Genomic DNA, 17,517 nt, shown 5'->3' on the forward strand with positions numbered 1-17,517 from the left:
ATCCTCTTCGTGCAGACCGTCCCGGCGCTGGCCGCCCTTGCGCTGGTGCTGGCCGCGCACTGACCGGCCGGGCGGGACGTCACGCGTCCCCCGCGTCGCTCTGCCTCCGGCAGCCGAATACTCGCTTCGCTCGTTTCGCGCGTCCCCGCGCGAATGGCCCGCCTCCGGCGGGGAGTTCTGGAATTGGCCTCCGGCCATTCCAGAACTTGCGTGCCTCCGGCACGAAAAGCGAGCAGAGAGGGTTTGTGCCTCCGGCACAAACTCGCGGGTTTTCGATTGGGTGTGAAGTATGGGGTGTTGGTGTTGGGGTGGGAGTTGAGGGAGCGTCACCCGGCTTTTCGGGGTGAGAGTTCAGGGAATCTCCGATTTCCCCTGAACACGGAAGGGAATTGATTGGTATTCCGTGAGAAAAGTAGAACACGGAATACCAGACAGAGACAACAGGCCCCCTCCGGGGTCCTGTTGCTGTGGACGAACGAGAGCAGGGGCCTGCGCCTGCCTCCGGCAGACGAGGCCCGTTCCTGGCTCCCGAGCTGGGCAAGGAGCTAGCCGCCAACTCCACCCCACGGGCCCAGGGGCCCATCACCATGGCCAGCGCGGCGGCCGCCGGCCGACGCGTAACACCACACAGGCCGGCACCCGGATTCCCGAAGCTGCCGCCACCGACCACACCCGTGCCCCTCCATCGAACAGTTGTCCTCAGCCCTCGCCCCCCCCGGCCCCGCGCTCCGAGCGGGCGCCCGCGGCCGGCGTCCAACGGGTACCTCATCCCTGAACTCCTGTGCGCCCCTGGGTAGTTGCTGGGGTAGGGATCGCTGCGAGCCGCGTATGGATCGGCTGGATCGCCGACCAGTGCGGAGAGCAGCATATCGACCGCGGTCCCAGCGTTTAGCCGGTGTGGGGCATGCCCCCTTGTCAGGGCTGCCGAGGCCCGGGTCCCTTACGCCCTCGCCGGATGGGTGCAGGCCCTTCCCCGGAGCCGCGCCGCCTGGTCACCTTGGGTTCGAGCAAGAGCCGCGCGAACTCGACGCTGGCGAGATCCCGTTGCGCTGACCGACGCACCCAGTCCGTGTGGAGGACTACAGCTTGCGGAGGCTGTTGAGCACTCGTTCGATCAGACTTGTATGGGCCTGGAGGCCGTCATTCTCGCGTTCAGGTTCGTGAATGGCTACTAGCCCCGCTTCTGCCAGATCAGCCACCAGGATGCGCGTGGCCCCCAGCGGAATGGACAGTAGCGCCGAAACTTCCGCCACCGACTTGATGTCACGACACACGTAGCAGATCCGCTGATGTTCCGGCAGCAGCCCCGTCAGTTGTTGAGCGCTGGCAGTGTTCACCACGAGTGCCTCGATGGCCAGTTGGTATCGCGGCCTGGTCCGCTCGTTGCTGGGTGCGATTCCCTCGAGACGGGCGGCCAACAGTGCGATGTCATCATCCCGGTCGCCGGGGCCGAGCATGTCGAGCACCTCGTCGCACAGCGCTTCCAGGGGCGGCGGATGGTCCGGCCCGGTGAGCTGCGCGACCGCGGCGAGCTTCTCCCGCAGCTGCTCGATGCCGGTCCACACATCGCGCAGCCGCGACTCGACCAGGCCGTCGGTGTACAGGAGCAGTGTCGCACCGGCGGGCGCGTCCAGCTCCACGACCGCGAAGTCCACGCCACCGACCCCGATCGGGGCACCGGTCGGCACGGGCAGCACCTCGGCACGGCCGCCCAGATGAAGCAGGACGGGCGGCAAATGACCGGCGTTGGCGATGGTGATCCGGTGCGATACCGGGTCGTACACGGCATAGAGGCAGGTCGCCATGCGGTCCACGCCGAGACGCTGGGCCTGCTCGTCGAGGTGGTGCAGGACCTCCTGCGGCGGCAGGTCGAGGCCGGCCAGGCTCTGGGCCTTCGTGCGCAGCTGGCCCATGATCGCGGCGGAGGCCATGGAGTGGCCCATGACGTCGCCGACGACGAGGGCCACGCGGTTGCGCGGTAGAGGGATGGCGTCGTACCAGTCGCCGCCGACGCGGGATGACGAGGAGGCGGGCAGGTAGCGGGACGCCAGCTGCACGCCCGCAAGTTGTGGGAGCGTCTGCGGGAGCATGCTGTGTTGGAGTCGGGCAGCGATATCCGCGTCGTGGTTGTGCTGCGTCATGTTTCCGAGCGCGAGTGCACTGTGAGCAGCAAGTTGCCCGGCGATCAGAAGGTCATCTGGATCGAAAGGGGCACGGTCCTGGCGGCGCACGAAGAGTGCGATGCCGATCACGCGGCGCTGGCTGCGCAGCGGGGCGACGATGGCGTGGTTCTCCATGGGCACTGCAAACGTCAGCCCCCTACCGAGGAGTTCGGCCAGGGCGGCACGGGCGTCGGGCTCGTCGATTAAGGCCGGGTGCCCATTCTGCAGCACGTCTGCGAGTGCGCTGCCCGGCCTTACTTCGCACATGTCGTTGATCATTTGGAGGGCGGACCGCGGAGGCGACGATGGCGCCAGATTGCCCGCGATGCCGTCCCTATGGTGGTCATCCCACCGCCGTAGCGCGATGGGTCTGGTGGGCCGCTCGTCGCCGACCGGCATCGGGTCGCTCAGGTAGACAATAAGGTCGTCTGTAACGAGTGGCACTGCGGAAGAAGAAAGGGCTCGGAGGATGTCGTCGACGTCCAGTCCGTCGTCGATCCGAGCCGTAGCGTCAGCCAAAAATGAGGCCCCACCGTCTGGCTGCTGTGTGCCATTGCTGATACCGAGTGCCTGAAGCACGCTGCGGGCGGCATGGCCGAAGGGCCGCACTTCGGCAGGGAGGTGCTGCAGGGCGGCGGGATCGTGCAGTACTGCGGGCACACTCACCGTGCCGTGAGCGCGGGTGCTCACGTGCTCCTCCAGCATCCCGCACAACTGCCACGCCTCGTGTTGGGGAAGCAGCCGCTTCAGCTCCGCTTCGGCGCCGTCGCGGAAGGCCATCACGAACGTGCCGTTCTCTTGCGGATGAAGGGACACGATGGCGCTCGTGATCAGCTCGGCAAGGTCGGCGACCGTGGCTTGGGGCACAAGCTCGTGCCGGATCAGCTGAACCACTGGTAGACCTATGCGCCCGACCAGGGCGCACAGGACGGCGAGTTTGACCGCATGCGGCGAAGCCGTTCGGACGAACGCCTGGACCGGATCGATTTGTGCGGTCCGGCCGGAGTTGGTGCTGTCGCGCTGGATTCGCCCGGTGGGAGGAATGAGTATGGCGTCGCAGCCGCTGGGATCGCCTCGCATCTGGGCGCGTGCCCAGCGACCGAGTGAATGCGGGCTCAACGACAGGACAGGGACAGGCAACCAAGCAAGCGGGCCGTCTGCCGGCTCCTCCAGGAGCGGTGGCATGCCGAAGTGCAGTGTGGTGCTGCCGTTGCCGGGCACGGCTTGGGTGGCGCAGACGCCAGGGAGGTCAAGCGCGCTGCGGCGCCACAGTTTCGGGGGCAGTGGATCGAGTAGTGCCACTGACGTCGATTGAGCCCAGGCGCGCAGTTGCTTCCAGATCTCCTGCCGATACCAACCGGGGGCCGAGCAGTCCGACACGAGCAGAACCAGTCGTCTGCCCTGAGGGGAGAGCACGTGATCCGGGCCGGCCACCGCTCCCTGGTGATCGTAGAGGAGAGGTTGTGCTTCATCAAACGTCAGCCCCCAGGTGCGCAGGAGCCGGAAGGCTCCCAGGTGGTCTAGCACACGTTCCAGCTCGGCGATGGTGTCCTTCCACACCTGCATGGACAGTGACCGGTCCACGATCAGCAGAAGGTCGAACCACCGCTCCGGAGCGGCTCGGAACGCGGGGATGAGTTCACCGCTGCGTGCGTACCCGTCAATCGTCCGCTCTACGTCCAGCTCTGTGTGCAGGCCGGCAACCCACGGCCGTTTGTACGCCCGCAGCGCGCGCAAGAGGTCCAAGCTGTCGGGCAGAGCACGGCCCCGGGTGACGGCAATCTGCTCCCCGGGCACGCTGCCAAGGCTGCCGGGCAGTTGTTCGTGCACCGTAGCCCCGGGCCGGGGCCCGTCCATGGCTGCCCGGTCGCCTTGCGCCCGAGGGCTCCGTGCACCCTCAGCCCATGGTCGTACCGGCCGTGACTTGCCGGTGCCTGGTTGCTGGGGGCCGGTCGGTCCACGGAGTGTGGCAGCCAGCCACACCGCTTCGGCCATCGCGGTCGCGTCCAGGCCTGTCCCCATGTCGTCGAGGGCCTGCAGCGCGCGGGAGAAGCGGTCAGGCACGGGAAAGCTCGCGCAGGAGCATTGCGGCTACCTCCTGCCGACCAGCACCGTCTGGAGCGGAGCTGCCGGTCGTCACATAGACGGCATTGAGCAACTGGTCGATGGCCAGGCTGTCACCGCCTTCCAGGCGCGTGACGAATTCCTCGACGAGATCGCGCACCGGCCCCCCGTCATCGATATCGATCTGAAGATGAGCCATGATCATTTGACGGAGCAGAGGTACTGTCGGTGGTGCCATGGTGTAGCGGATGCACCGGCGCAGGAAGGCGGCCGGGAAGTCACGCTCGCCGTTGCTGGTCATCACGATGAAGGGGAACTGCGTGCAGCGCACGCGGCCCCGCTGGATGTCGTCATGTTCGTCTCCGCCCCAGTGCCGAACGGAGACGACGTCTTGCTGGTAGCGGGCGAGTTCGGGAATCTCGTATTCGCCGCGTTCCAGGACGTCGAGCAGGTCACTGGGCAGATCGAGGTCGCTCTTGTCCACCTCGTCGATCAGTAGCGCGCGCGGATGAGGTGACGGCAGAAGGGCTGTGCCGAGCGGCCCCAATTGCATAAAGGGTGCGATGTCATCGAGGCCATCGGCCTGGCCGAGACGCTGGGCGTGGATGCGGCCGAGTGCGTCGTAGCGGTAGAGCGCTTCGGTGAGAGTGCTGCGGGAGGTGATGTGCCAGCGCAGCACGGCTCCGAGTTTCAGCTCACTGGCCACCTGCTCGATGATGGTGGACTTGCCCGATCCCGCCGGGCCTGTGACCAGGAGCGGACGCCGCAGGTGCAGGGCTGCGTTCACGGACTCAACGAGTCCCTCGGGCGGCTTGAACTCCATCGCCATCGCGCGGCGGGGGAACGTCCGCCACGGCGGAGGGGGCGCGAGTTCGACGTCGCGCGGGACACCGTCCCCAATGAAGTACGGACTCCAGGTCATGTAACGCTCCCGTATACGGCGTCGTGGCTGTCGAACCAGCTGCAGAAGTCGAGCCATTCAAGGTCGTGCCAGACGGATCTGAGGTCGGCGAGCCCGTCGGACGGTGCGGCACAGCCGCCCTGCCAGCGCTGCCGGTAGGCCTCAGCCAGTTGGGCCGGCAGGTGGTCCCAGAAAGGGTCGAGCAGCGACTGTTCATTGGGGGACAAGCGATGATTCGAATCGGGCCACAGCACCACGGGCACGTAGGCCAGTAACAGTTCCATCACCTGCCTGAGGTGCGCAGGGCGCTGCGCGAATGCCACCGCGCGTGTGTACCGTCCGGCCCGCAACCGCTCTGCGAGGTCCTGCGGCTGGCTCGCGTCGTCAGCCAACCAGTCGACCGGGGCCCCGGCCGCACAATCGGTCATCTTCTCCAGTCCCGCCCGGGCGTGATCGTTGATCCACCACAAGTGCGCGGGCGGATTCAGGCGCATGCTCCAGCGCACCACCACATCGTGGTTCACGCCCAACCGCACGCCGAAATCGGTCTCCTCGGGCTTCCAGCGCAGTATCAGCGCGGTGGGAACGGCGACATCCACGTGCTTCAGCGGCGCCTGGCGCAGCCTCGCGTGGTGACGTGCCCAGCGCACGGCCTCTCCCAGCTTCGCCTCTATCGCCGCCTGCGTCGGAACACAGGCGACTTCGGCCCGCTCGCACACTGTGCCGCCGTCCAGCAGCCACAGGCTCAGCGACTCGGGCCAGTCGTCCGCGACCGTGGCGTGCAGGCTGACAACCAGCCGCAGCCGCTGTGCGGCCATGTTGCGGGCCAGGTCCTCCTGGGCGTCGTTGAGCTCGATGCGGGCCCCGCAGGCATCTGCCCATGCTGTGACCTCAGAAGCGGAGAGGTCGAGTCCGGCGTCGGCGCCCAGCGCGGCAACGAACTTGGTGAGGAGTGCCGTGCGGCTGTCGCCGAACCGTGGTGCGCGTAGGACAAGCAGTTCGAGGAGGTCCGTGAGCAGCGCGGTGCCAGTGGTGTCGGGCACCAGTGAGTACACGTCGGCGGCCAGCGCGGGCAGCGCCCGACGCAGCCTCTGGGTAGTCAGCTTCCTGCCCGCCCAGGACGCGAGGAAAGACTGCGTAACAATGCAGATGCGCAGGCCGTCCACCACATGGACGGCCCGGTGGATCAGCGCCATGGGGCCGATGCCCGTGCCGGCTTCCTTAATTGTCTGGATGTCGTGTCGTAATCGGTCCAGCTCGGCCAGTGACCACGGCTCCGGCCAGGCCACGCTTGGACCGACCGCTTCCAACGCCGCCCTGAGATCCTCCGCGCCGATCGCGCCCGGACCGGGGCGATCGCTGCTGGCGTAGCAGGGGTTGTGCGCTAACCACAAGCCCTGCACCGCCAAGTGATCACCGTCGTGTTCCGTGCTGACGACGTCCTGGCCCGTGATCATGTGGCGCAGCTTTTCCCGCAGCGCGGAAACACTCGACTGTCTTCCAGCGTCGGGGATGCCTCGTCTCAGCAGTTCAGCGAGCTGTCGGCTGAACGTGAGGTCGAATGCCTCTTGTTCGGCACCCGAGGCCATGAGCAGGGATACACGGGTGCGTCCGCCTCGTACGCCTGCCACGAGCGCCTTGACGTCGGGCACCGCACCCGCGGCGTGGCAGGTGTCGACTAGTCCGATAACGCCGTTGACGCCCGGGTGCTCCGCCGCCTGGACGATCAGCTGTCCGACGTTCACCGCGGTGCTCATCATCTCTGGCTGCGCGTCAGCCCCCATCAGGTAGAGCTCAGGGCGCCCCGGCGGCGCCATCCCGTGGCCGAGAAAGGCCAGGACCAGGGTGGCGCCAGCTTCCCCGGCCCGCCGGGTGGCGGCCCGCACGGCGGCCTCGATCCGGGCCTGTGTAATGCCCGTGCCATACAGCAGGACGCCCCTGTCTGCCAGGGCTGGAGCACAGTGGCCCAGTTCGTCGTGCTGCAACACCTTGGCCAGGGTGCGTGCGGCTTCCTCCAACGCGTCCAGGGACCCCTTGGCCGCATTCTGAGGAGCCAGAATGAGAAGCATCCGCGAGGTCGTCATGCCGACGCACTTTCCCCAGCCAGGCGGATGGCCTCAACGATAGGGCCAGCCACGCTGGCCTGGGCCAGATACTTGGTGGCCGTGTGCACCCAGATTCCGTCGGAGTCAACCCGGTCACTCTCAGGCGCGCATCCAACGGTGTTGGGCAGCACGTCCCGCTCCAGCCACGGACGCGGGGCGATGACGTCGTCCCGGTCCCAGTAGTTGAGCCAGCGCCGCACGCAATCTGGGGTAGCTGGCGGCTGGGGTCGCAACCGTGGATGTACCACGGTGCGCATGGCGATCGGAGATCCGAGGGTCACGAGCAGCGGGATGGGACCCCGATGCTCGTGCAGGGCTTCCAGGGCGACAACACTGCCAAGGGAATGGGCGATGACAACGGTCGGTCGGTCTTCCTTCAGGAAGCCGAGAACCCGATCACGGATGCGTTCATCGAGGGTGCGTCCACCATCGACTTCTGCTCTGGCCAAATAGCGGGTCACCTGAGCGAGGTGACCCACCATGATCCGGCCGCTCGCCCACTGGCCTCCGCGCCGGATTCCGGGTAGGGCCAGCAATGTCGTGCAAACGTTCACCAGGCGCCTGACCAGTTGCCCGCTGCCTTGCGCCTGCCGGCGGGTGGCTGTCAGCTCCGCATGCGCGTGCTGCAGTACACGCCGCTCCTCTTCGCCCGAGCAAGCCAGCAGCTGTGTGTTGATCATTTCGCCCAGCAGTTGCCGGAGTGCCTCGTCTTCACCCGATGCGGCTTCGGGTGGCCTCGTGCCGCCTTGGGCGTTTGGACGGACGAACAGGTCGCCGTAGTACGCGAAGGCCGTGTCGGTGAAGCAGTTTTGCTCCAGCGCCGAGCCCTCGAACGAATGCCCTGCCCTGCGGGCGCCGCCAGCCAGGGCCTCGAGCCAAGAGCCACGCTCCGCCTCCGGGTCCCGCATACCGCCGATGCCATGTATGAATACCAAGGCTGACCTCACGCCCTGGTCCCCTTCCCCCCGGCCTCTATCCCGCATCTCAGGTCCAACCAACGGCGCGGCGTGCAGAACCAGTCGACGCGGTCCGTGTGCCGGACAAGAACTTGACATTAGCAAGTGAGGCCCTTGTACGGCCTATGTCCTGTGAGGTTCATCATCGCCGCATCACGGAACGCCTGCTTACGCCTCAACGACGCCGCCTCGAAAAACTGAACTCGGCGGTCGAGAGCAGGGCTTCTCGTTGCTCGCGGTAGTTCGGAGAAACTGCTCAGCGTGTGCTGCTACCTGAGGAGAGCCACGATGACGACGAGGATTTGAGGTGAGGACGACGACGGCCGCTCAGTGGAAAGTAGTGGGCCCCCAGGTTGGCGAAGGGCCGGAGCGCTCAGGGCCCATCGGGAACCATCGCCGGACGGTCAGATGAGAAGGGTGGCGAAGGTGCCAGCCACGGTCGCGGCGAAGGTGAGGACCGCGGCGAAGGTGACGGCGGCCCGCGTGAGAGCGGTGGGGTAGGTAGCGCCGTCCAGGCGGGCGAGCTTGCCAGCACAGGCGGCAACCATCATAAGTCTCGGTGTGCGTCATGGTGCACCGGGAGACGTAGCTGCCCCAAAGCCTCCCCACGACCGCACATCTTGTGGAGCCGTTATGCCCGACCCTCGCCATCACGTACCCGTCCCCGCTCACGACCTACGCCCCGGCCCCGAGCAGTGGGCCAGCGCCTTCACCGCCGTCGTCGACTCGAAGCCGGTGGTATGTGTGCGCCCCGTGGACACCGACCGACCCAGCTGGAGCATCTACACCCACCCGTGCCTCCACCCGGAGAGCTACCTCGGCACTCGGCACGCCAACACTGCCCCTGACACTCCGTGGTGGGTGCAGACAGCCCAGGAGCGGCACACGCGTTTCAGTGACGCGGTACGCAGCCTGCGCCGCCCGGACGACTGGCAACGCCACCGCGACCGCGTGATCACCTGGGCCCGGGCAGCACTCGCGCCGACCCCCATCTACTGGTCATCGACGTGCAGACCACCGGACTCCACGCGCCCTACGCCCTCCAGATCGCCGCCACCGACCGGCACGGCAGACAGGTTCTGGACCACACCCTCAACCCCCAATCAGCCACTCGACAGCCGCTATCACGCCCTGACGAACTGCCGCCTCCTGCTGACACGACTCAAGACGATCGCCAACAGCACTCGGGCCTAACCACAGCATGGCGCCAGCGCGGGCGGCGCTCCTGCCACTGCAAGTTTTCGGTGTGTGAGTACAGCGCTTGATGGACTATGAGGGATGACCAACTCCTTGTTCGCCGCTTCGGCGGCGGATCTGACGATCGAGCGCATCCGAGCTCTTGCCGCACGTCCGGACCAGCTCGAGAGCCTGACGCTGGAGTTCAAGCGCGAGTACTCCCTCAGTCTGGTAAAGACCATCGCGGCGATGGCCAACACGTATGGCGGCATGATTCTTGTTGGCGTCAACGACAGGGCAGAGCCAGGTGCCGAGCGAGTCGTCGGCGTCGACGCACAGCAGACGATCGACAAGATCGCCAGTACGTGCAGCGAGAAGCTGGACCCTCCCTGGGAGCCGACCTTCTTCACCGTCCCGTTCGACGATGACTCCGGGCGCAGCGTGGTCGTCATCCGGGTAGACCCCAACGCCGCCCCTCGACCCCTGCTGATCGATCTGAAGGCGCCGATTCGGCTGAGCGGGCAGAACTCCACTGCAGACCGTGACCGGCTCCTCAAGCTCGCCCGTGAGGAGCCGTCCGCAGGAGTGCTGCCCATGGGCCAGCACGTGATGGCCCCTCGACTGAACCAAGACAGCGAGGGCCTGGCCACCGAGGATTTCATCCTCCGTACCGGCATCAACCTCCCGATGGGTGAGGCCGGCGCTTGGCGCCCGCTGTCGGAGCGGTCCGTCTCTGCGCTCGCGCAGGCTCTGAACGACTCTGTCTTCCCCAGCACCCTGCGCACCCTCGCAGATGGAACGTTCGACCGTTCTGAGAGCTTCCGCCCGCTTGGACACAACAGGTCTCGGACGGCCCGGCTGGTGTTTCAGACCATCAGCCGCGCCCCGGTGACGAACCCTGTCGAGGCCGTCGTAACGGTCAACCTGCCCGAGGTCTACGGCCCCACTTCCACTGCTCTGACCGCGACCATCGTCATCGACGTCATCGTCCGTGTCCGGCGGTATGCCGACAGCATCGAGGCTGCGGAGGCGTACCGGTATTCGGTGCCGAACCTGGCAGACCTACTCGAGGGCCTCCTCCAAGCCGTCGTCGACCCCAAAGTCGTCACAGAGATTGCTCGCATCACGGACATCGACACCGCCCTTGTCAGTCAGCCGCGCGAGCTCCACCTCGTCGCGGACCGGCAGGTGAAGGACCTCCTCCACCCCATCGGACTGCAAGAGATCCCGGACGCTGGCGCATCGTCCGGCGGCATCTTCCGCGCCAACCCCGCTCTGGATCTGCGCATCGCCGCCGAGCGCCAGGAGCAGGTGGACGACTGGCTGCGGCAGCTCGGACTGGACGCTGGCCTGACCGGCATGGAACGCCTAGTCGAGAGCTACCGGGTCGCGACAACACCACCGGCGTAGCCATGCGATAAGCAGCCGGCCGAGACATCTCGCGCCGAAGGTTCGAGGCCACCAGCGCGGCAGGGGCTGCGTAGCTGCAGCCGAGCCGGGAGACGTGCCGGTGGTCGGAGGCGTTGAGCTTGACGAAGAGTTTGGCGTTGCCGCAGTCGGTCAGGGTGTCCGGCAACGCGGCTGACCGCTTGAACCGGGAAACCTTGGTTCCTGGGTCTGCTGGGCACTCGATCCCTACACTCTCGCGTATGAGCTTCACAGCACTCCATCGCGCCGTCGGAGCAACACCAGGGCCCCTGACCGACGATCTCCTTGACGCGGCTGTGGCGGCTGGTACGACGGAGACAAACGATCTGGATTGGAAGGGTGAGCTGCCTCCGGCGAAGGGGCTGACGCAAACAGACTTCCCCAAGGACGTTGCGGCAATGGCGAACAGTGGCGGAGGCGTGATCGTCTACGGTGTGCTCGAGTCGCAGAAGGCAGCGACTGGGCGAGTCGATGTCGGAGAGTTCGATGAGGCCTACGAACGATCGCTGCGCAGCGCCGCAATCACCGCCATCTCCCCGCCCGTATTCGGTCTGAACGTGCATCGCCTCGAAGCCGAAGGCAAGCGGGCCATCGTCGTGGAGGTCCCCGCGAGCGTCGACGGACCGCATCTGATCTACAGGAACGACTATTTCGGCGCGCCCGTCCGGAATGACTCAGACACCGTGTGGATGAAGGAACGGCAGATCGAAGTCATGTACCGCGCCCGGTTCGAAGAGCGCCGACATGCGAGCGAGGCTCTGGACGCTCTATTCGGTGAGGCGTCTGCTGGACGGGACTCCGACAAGCGCGCCTGGCTGATCGCGGTTGCCCACCCTCGCATTCCCGTCTTCCGTGAGCGGATGACGCGCGATAGGGCGCGCTATGTGTTCGCGACGACGGAAACCCTGGCTCTGAGCTATGCCGGGCGGGAAGGGGTGCATCCCCTGGAGAACGTTGACCGGACCAATCCTCGCCCTGGTTTGCGCCGCTGGGTCGCCGTGAGTATGGCTACAGGCGACTGGTCGAGCTGGAAGGAAGCCTGGATGAGCATCTACCACGACGGCTCGGTCACCCTCGCGGCCGCGGTCGGCGGGCACCGCAGCGGAGCTGACAGCTACTTCGAGGGCTGGGAGGTCGAGTCCTCCGCCATCGAGTGCGCCATCGCAGATGTCATGGCGCTCATGCGCGCCACTGCGGAAGTGACCGACAACCAGGAGTACGACGTTCGTGTAGGTATCGAGTGGGCTGGCCAGGAGCCACTGACCATTCTCTCGAGGGACCAACTTGGGTACACCTATGACGGCGCTTCGACCCCGTTGTACCGTTATACCCCTATTGAGACGACTGTGAACGCCGTGGAGCCCGCATCTGATTATCACTGGCACGTCCACGATCTCGCTCAAGACTGTGTGAATCAAGGCGGCATCTCGGACGTACTGATCATTCGGCCCCCGGCGCGTCGCGAACAGCAGTAGCCGGACGACCAAAGCGAGGCAGAACTCCACGCCTCGGACCGCGCAGGCTGGTCATCATCTCCGTCGATCTGGACGTCGGCGAGCCGATCCCCGGCGACACCGCCAGCCCCTTCACCCTGGCTACCGAAATGCTCAGGATTTCACCGAGTCCCGCGCCGCCACGTCCGGCGTTTACCGCGTGGCTCCCCTTGCGCGGGGCGGTTCGGTTGCTCGTGCGTACTGCTACCGGACTTCGACGGAGTACGAGGCGCCAGGGAACTCCCAGCCGTCGGTGCCTTCGCCGATGTCCTCGACGATGACGTCGTCGATGAAGCGGTCCTCGAATTCGTCGTCGGTGAGCTCGCCAGCGAGCCAGAGTTCCTCGATGTCGTCCCAGTTGCCCCTGCTGCCGTCAATGCGTAGAGGCGCGGCCCGCCGGTTGCCGCGTTCGCGTTCGTCGTCGCCGGTCTTGACGATGCCGCTGATCTCGTACTGGCCTCGCCTGATGTGGTCGGGGAGCGGGTCGGCAGGGGCGACGGCGACGTTCTCGTAGGCGGTGTGGATCAGGTCGCGGTAGGAGCGGCGGACGTTGTACTCGGAGTCTGACAGCCAGTTGATCAGCGTTTTGGTCGTCACGTGGAGTCCGGCGTCCTCGAGGGCTTGCTGTCCGCGGTGGGTCGCGGTGAGCTGGCTGAGCTGGGCGTGCCAGTGCTTGGCGTTGTATGACGACAGCCGGTGTCGGGGGGTGACCTGGGAGCGTAGGAGGTCGTTGAGGGCGGCGCCCAGGGAGTGGCCGCGTCCGGTGAGGCCGGCCATCAGTCGTCACCTTCCAGGATGGTCTCGCCGGGCTGGACGAACTTGGCCTTCACTTCGCCGAAGCCGGTCCCGATCCGGTAGGTGGCGGGCGCGGTGCCGTCGGGCGCCCAGAAAACGGCCGCATCCACGTTGCGCAGCGCGAGGAGCTGGTGGCCTTCTTGGACGGCCCTGAAGGCCACGCTCCAGTGCCGGACGGAGGCCTCCGCGACCATGCTCATGCGCCAGTCCGGCCTCCAGAACGGGGACTTCTGGGAGGGGCGCTTGGGCCACAGCAGGCGCAGGGCGATGGACAGTCGGGTCTTGTACGCCTTGTAGGGTTCGCCGCCAGCCTGAACGAGCTCGGTCCGTGCCTTGCGTGTGGCCTCGTAGAAGGGCTTGAAGAGGGACTCGTTGGCCTTCCCGGTCCAGGAGTCGTGAATGGCGGGCATGGCGGCGAGGTGGCCCGTCCGGACGAGTTTCTCCAGTTGCTTTATGTGGGGGGTGGTGACCCACACGCGGCCGTTCTCGTCGGGACGGTCGATGATCCGCCCCAGGGGGTGAGGCATGTCAGTGCGGGGCCACTCCGGGATGTCGATGAGGTAGATGCCGGCTGCGGCCTTGTCGTACGCGTCGAGCGGGCCGGTGTGCAGGAGTTTGTTCGGGGCTAGGGGAACGGCCGAACAGGCGGAGGGGAAGCTGCCGTTGCGGTCGATGAGGCACAGCGCGCCCTCGCCGAAGGAGTCGGGCACGTCGAGCTGGTCGCGCCGGACGCGCTTGCCGTTCGCCCGGATGTGGGGAACGCGGGTGGCGGTGACGTCGGGGTGGACCCAGCGGGGCTCGCCGTCCATGTGCTCGCTGATCAGCGGCCACGGGCCGCTGTCGCGATCCGCCGCGCGGATGACCGGGATCGGGTGCATCTTCGAGCGGCCGACCGCGTCCTTGAGGATCTTCAGAGCAGGAAAAACGTGCCCCTCGGGCTCGTTCTCCTCATCCCCCGGCTCCAGACCGTCCTCGGCGTCTTCCTCGTCCTCCGCTACGTCGTCCCGCGACTGTCCGCTGTCAGCCGGGGCCTGGACAGGAGCACCGGCTGCAGTGGCCTGGCCGGTGTTCTGGGTGGCGTCGGCCGCGTCGGCGGACATGGGGGTGCCGTAGGGGTGCAGTGCGGCGGCGAGGCGGTGCCCCTCATGCGTGTCCGGCATCTGCTCTACCGCTGCGGCGGCCTGGAGCAGCGACGGCAGGATGTCCCTGAGGACGTCCTGGTCTCCGCCTGCGACCGCGGTCCGCCATGCCGCCAGTTCGCGGGTGAGGGCGGCGGGGATCCCCCGGTGTCCGCCGGAGGTGTAGGGAAGGGCGGCTTCAGCCAGTTCCAGCGCCGCCGTTCCCCCGGCGGCCGCCGAGAACACCGGGCCCGCCGGGCGGTCGGTGCGCTCGAGGGGGGCGGCTCCGGCGTCGAGGAAGCGGGCGTGGATCAGGTCGGGCTGGAGGTACGCCGAGCCGATCGTGCCGAAGTCACGTTCTGTGACTGTGGCTTGGACCTTGCCCGGGTCCGCGGTCGCGGTGAGCGTCACTACGACGTCGGCGTCCAGGAGTCCCAGGAGCGTGGGGTCGTCGCTGTCCACGACGGCCAGCACCGGTACTTGCAGGTCGCGGGCAAGGGCGGCCAGGACCTGGGAGGCATCCGGGAGGCGGTCCCCGGACAGGGGCAGGCGGGCGCTGTGCGCGGCCTGGAGGCGGTCTACGACCACAAGGGACAGGCCCTTCATGTGCGGCGCGGTGTCCGCGATGTCCTCGGCTCTGAGGTTGGTGCCGTCGTCGATGAGCAGCAGGTCACCAACACCTGCCCGGACCAGCTCGTGGGCGACCTCCTGCTCATACTCGGTGAGGCGGCCCTGCTTCAGGCGCGGGTACTCCCCTCCGGTCTCGGCGGACAGGATCCGGCGGAAGATGTCGTCGCGGTTCGGTCCCGATGCCGCGTACAGCACCGTGCGGCGGTCGACGAGCGCGGTCTTCCGCGCGGCGGCGAGACCCAGAAGGCTTCCACCGACGCTCGGCGGGGCCGACACGAGGGTCAGCCGGCCCGCAGGCAGACCGCCCGTCGCGGCGTCCAGGCCGGGCAGTCCGAACGTGGGGCCGCCGACCGGGCCGCCAGTGAGTGCGGACATGGCGTCGCCGAGCGTGGCGAGCCTGCGGGGCGTGCTGCCGCCCTGGTTGCCTTGGCTGTTCACCGCACCTCCTGCGGTCGCCGCGCCAGTATCTGCGGCTGTGTCGGTCGAGAGGGCGCTTGCGGCGGGGTCGGCGGGGAGCAGTACCGCGACCGGCGTGGTGTTGCGAAGGAGGACCTGCGGTTCGCCCTTCGCTGCCAGCGTGACGAGGTCACCGAAGTCCTTCTGCGCAGCGCTCAGCACGTGGGCCGGGAAGGCATCGGTCTTCCGTGCTGCCGGGAACCGGTCCAGCGGCGCGAGCAGAGCGCGCACCTTGTGCTTGGTGATCACCGTGGTACGCCCCTCCTCTTCGGTGAGCTTCACCAGCGAGTACAGGCGGGTCCGCGCCGCGGACGCGCTGACCGGGCTCTCCTCCTGCGGCGACTGACTCACTCACCCTCCTAGAACACTCAACTCGCTGCCACGTTAACAGAGTCCACTAAGTCAATCGGCAAAGTCACCATGTTTTTTGAGAAGCTCACTCATTAGTGGTGTGAGTTGACGGGCTGGGATGCCTCCAGGACCCATCAGTAGCTGACAGAGCGGAGGCTCCGGCCTCCGCTCTACACCGTCCGCAGACGATCACAGCTGCCGAACCGGCGGGCTCAGCTCCCCGTCGCCGACTCCTGCTCGTCGGGCGTTTCCATACACGACGTGCCCGATGACGGAGTGGGTCGCGCTCAGCCTGCTGTGGAACGCACCCGCGAGATCCTTCGCTTTGCCGGAAGCTCTGCAGGATGTCGTCGAGTGGCTCGCCCCGGTAGGTGCTCCTCGGCAGTCCCTTGCCCTGTAGGCCCTGCGCGGAGGCCTCGATCAGCTCGATGGCGGTCCTGGTCTCGCCGACGCAGCACTGGGCGTGCCCTGGGCAAAGGCCGCAGCGGTGCCGGGCCTCGTCCAGCGCTCTGGCACCGACGGACGGCGCGACGCAGGCCATGCAGTCCGAGGTTTCGACCGTCACCTCACCGAACCCATCGGCTGGATCCAGGACTTCCCGTCGTTCTCCCGGTTCGTCACCGAATGGGGCGACGTCGTCAGTCAGGCCGCCCGCCGCGACTGGGTCGTGATCGGCCTGCGGAGCTAAGCACCTACGGTCGGCAGCCGGATCCGGTCCACTGCTCCGACCATGTGCGCGCAACTGCGCAGCGGCCGGAATGTCGCCGTCAACCGGGCGCGTAATTCCGGCGCGCGTCGGGCCGGTGGACTGACGCCATCAGGTCCGCACTTGCCTTGGGGCACGGTCGACAGCGGGCCCGCGGGCACCAACCTCGCTTCGCGTGCGGCGTCCAGACTGATCCGCTTGGCAACAGGACGGCACCGTGAGGTCCCCACCGTTGAGCGGAGGGCTCGGCCAGCTACTGGTCCTCACCGCGTCGGGGTGTGTTGGCGGTCCGCCTTGAGTAGCGCTGTTACTCACTTTCGGGTGACAGCCCCGGCCGGTGGGGGGTGGTGCAACCTGGCGAACAGACCACTCACCCCAATGCCTGCAAGGGGTGTGGATCTGTCGGCTCGTCAATTCTGTACCCGCGGCTTATAGATGGATGTTGCATGTGAGAGTCATAGAAAGTTGGACAACAGGTAACAGGGGTCATGTTTTCCCCTCAATTTCTCCACGGCGTGGACAGAGTGTGTGTGCGGCCAGCCGGTCGCAACCGCACACCGCACCAACGTCCCCGGCTTTGGCCCCTAAGGGCTTGTCCGGGGAGGGTGTCCGCACGTGAGGGGACCTGATGTCCGCTTCCGCTTCTGTCACCGCTCGCCGTATCGCCGCCGCCGCGCTCACCGCCGGCGCGCTCGTCTCGGTGGTGACCCTGCCGGCATCCGCCGCCGACCACGCCCGCCCCGACCGGCCCAAGGTCCAGATCACCGCCGTCCAGTACGACTCCCCCGGACGTGACGACCGCTCCAACCGCTCCCTGAACCGCGAGTGGGTGGAGATCACCAACAGCGCCCGACGCGCGGTCAACCTCGACGGCTGGACCCTCCAGGACGAGGACGGCCACACCTACACCTTCGACCACTACCGCCTCGAGGGCCGCGCCACCGTCCGCATCCACACCGGCATCGGCCGCGACCGCAGCACCGACCTCTACCAGGACCGCCGCCACTACGTCTGGGACAACCGCTCCGACACCGCCACCCTGCGCAACGACCGCGGCCGCTTCATCGACGACGCCTCCTGGGGCCACCACCGCCACGGCGGCGGCGACCACCACGGCCACGGCCACCGCTGACCCAGCCGACTGCACACGTGACCAGTGACCGGCCCACGCGTGAC

Annotated in this window: 11 protein-coding genes and 1 pseudogene; 4 read left to right on the forward strand and 8 right to left on the reverse strand. The window is 67.2% G+C overall.

Annotation, left to right across the window (positions count from 1 at the left end):
• Window positions 1-1,079: 1,079 nt before the first annotated feature.
• The 6 genes and pseudogenes from AB0937_RS33410 to AB0937_RS33435 all read right to left on the reverse strand — a co-directional run bounded on the left by AB0937_RS33410 (window position 1,080) and on the right by AB0937_RS33435 (window position 8,739).
• Window positions 1,080-1,397, reverse strand: a complete 318-nt coding sequence (locus AB0937_RS33410) for a DUF742 domain-containing protein (protein WP_366717281.1) — start codon at window positions 1,395-1,397, stop codon at window positions 1,080-1,082.
• Window positions 1,383-4,184: pseudogene (locus tag AB0937_RS33415) on the reverse strand (GAF domain-containing SpoIIE family protein phosphatase); the annotation flags it as partial. The gene AB0937_RS33410 and the pseudogene AB0937_RS33415, both read right to left, overlap by 15 nt.
• Window positions 4,185-4,218: 34 nt before the next feature.
• Complete coding sequence (locus AB0937_RS33420) at window positions 4,219-5,148, reverse strand: ATP-binding protein (protein WP_366717140.1); 930 nt, start codon at window positions 5,146-5,148, stop codon at window positions 4,219-4,221.
• Entirely contained in the window at window positions 5,145-7,211 is a 2,067-nt protein-coding gene (locus AB0937_RS33425; RefSeq protein WP_366717142.1) for a hypothetical protein, read from the reverse strand. The genes AB0937_RS33420 and AB0937_RS33425 overlap by 4 nt, the downstream gene beginning before the upstream one ends.
• Entirely contained in the window at window positions 7,208-8,140 is a 933-nt protein-coding gene (locus AB0937_RS33430; protein ID WP_366717144.1) for an alpha/beta hydrolase, read from the reverse strand. Before AB0937_RS33430 ends, AB0937_RS33425 begins: the two co-directional genes overlap by 4 nt.
• A gap of 452 nt (window positions 8,141-8,592) precedes the next feature.
• Window positions 8,593-8,739 (reverse strand): hypothetical protein, encoded by a 147-nt coding sequence (locus AB0937_RS33435; protein WP_366717146.1) that lies wholly within the window; start codon window positions 8,737-8,739, stop codon window positions 8,593-8,595.
• A 727-nt stretch (window positions 8,740-9,466) separates the two neighbouring features.
• Between AB0937_RS33435 and AB0937_RS33440 the strand changes: the two genes are divergently transcribed.
• The gene (locus tag AB0937_RS33440) at window positions 9,467-10,774 is read left to right on the forward strand and encodes an ATP-binding protein (protein WP_366717148.1); all 1,308 of its coding nucleotides are present in this window, start codon (window positions 9,467-9,469) and stop codon (window positions 10,772-10,774) included.
• Window positions 10,775-11,013: 239 nt separating this feature from the next.
• Window positions 11,014-12,267, forward strand: a complete 1,254-nt coding sequence (locus tag AB0937_RS33445; protein WP_366717149.1) for an ATP-binding protein — start codon at window positions 11,014-11,016, stop codon at window positions 12,265-12,267.
• Between the two features lie 222 nt (window positions 12,268-12,489).
• Here the strand turns inward: AB0937_RS33445 and AB0937_RS33450 are convergent, their stop codons facing one another.
• The gene (locus AB0937_RS33450; RefSeq protein WP_366717151.1) at window positions 12,490-13,062 is read right to left on the reverse strand and encodes a hypothetical protein; all 573 of its coding nucleotides are present in this window, start codon (window positions 13,060-13,062) and stop codon (window positions 12,490-12,492) included.
• Window positions 13,062-15,635 (reverse strand): DnaB-like helicase C-terminal domain-containing protein, encoded by a 2,574-nt coding sequence (locus AB0937_RS33455; protein WP_366717153.1) that lies wholly within the window; start codon window positions 15,633-15,635, stop codon window positions 13,062-13,064. The genes AB0937_RS33450 and AB0937_RS33455 overlap by 1 nt, the downstream gene beginning before the upstream one ends.
• A gap of 463 nt (window positions 15,636-16,098) precedes the next feature.
• Between AB0937_RS33455 and AB0937_RS33460 the strand changes: the two genes are divergently transcribed.
• Together AB0937_RS33460 and AB0937_RS33465 are read left to right on the forward strand one after the other, a co-directional pair.
• Window positions 16,099-16,323, forward strand: a complete 225-nt coding sequence (locus tag AB0937_RS33460) for a hypothetical protein (RefSeq protein ID WP_366717155.1) — start codon at window positions 16,099-16,101, stop codon at window positions 16,321-16,323.
• A 646-nt stretch (window positions 16,324-16,969) separates the two neighbouring features.
• Window positions 16,970-17,473 carry a lamin tail domain-containing protein gene (locus AB0937_RS33465; RefSeq protein WP_366717157.1) on the forward strand — a complete coding sequence of 168 codons (504 nt, stop codon included), beginning with the start codon at window positions 16,970-16,972 and terminating at the stop codon, window positions 17,471-17,473.
• Window positions 17,474-17,517: the final 44 nt, after the last annotated feature.

The organism is Streptomyces sp. NPDC047880 (assembly GCF_040706515.1).
Classification (GTDB): domain Bacteria; phylum Actinomycetota; class Actinomycetes; order Streptomycetales; family Streptomycetaceae; genus Streptomyces.

What these genes read in the sequence shown, in the direction of transcription:
- AB0937_RS33435 (WP_366717146.1), bottom strand. Translation starts at nt 8,739, where the DNA reads ATGATGGTTGCCGCCTGTGCTGGCAAGCTCGCCCGCCTGGACGGCGCT.
- AB0937_RS33450 (WP_366717151.1), bottom strand. Translation starts at nt 13,062, where the DNA reads ATGGCCGGCCTCACCGGACGCGGCCACTCCCTGGGCGCCGCCCTCAAC.
- AB0937_RS33465 (WP_366717157.1), top strand. Translation starts at nt 16,970, where the DNA reads ATGTCCGCTTCCGCTTCTGTCACCGCTCGCCGTATCGCCGCCGCCGCG.
- AB0937_RS33425 (WP_366717142.1), bottom strand. Translation starts at nt 7,211, where the DNA reads ATGACGACCTCGCGGATGCTTCTCATTCTGGCTCCTCAGAATGCGGCC.
- AB0937_RS33445 (WP_366717149.1), top strand. Translation starts at nt 11,014, where the DNA reads ATGAGCTTCACAGCACTCCATCGCGCCGTCGGAGCAACACCAGGGCCC.
- AB0937_RS33440 (WP_366717148.1), top strand. Translation starts at nt 9,467, where the DNA reads ATGACCAACTCCTTGTTCGCCGCTTCGGCGGCGGATCTGACGATCGAG.
- AB0937_RS33420 (WP_366717140.1), bottom strand. Translation starts at nt 5,148, where the DNA reads ATGACCTGGAGTCCGTACTTCATTGGGGACGGTGTCCCGCGCGACGTC.
- AB0937_RS33430 (WP_366717144.1), bottom strand. Translation starts at nt 8,140, where the DNA reads ATGCGGGACCCGGAGGCGGAGCGTGGCTCTTGGCTCGAGGCCCTGGCT.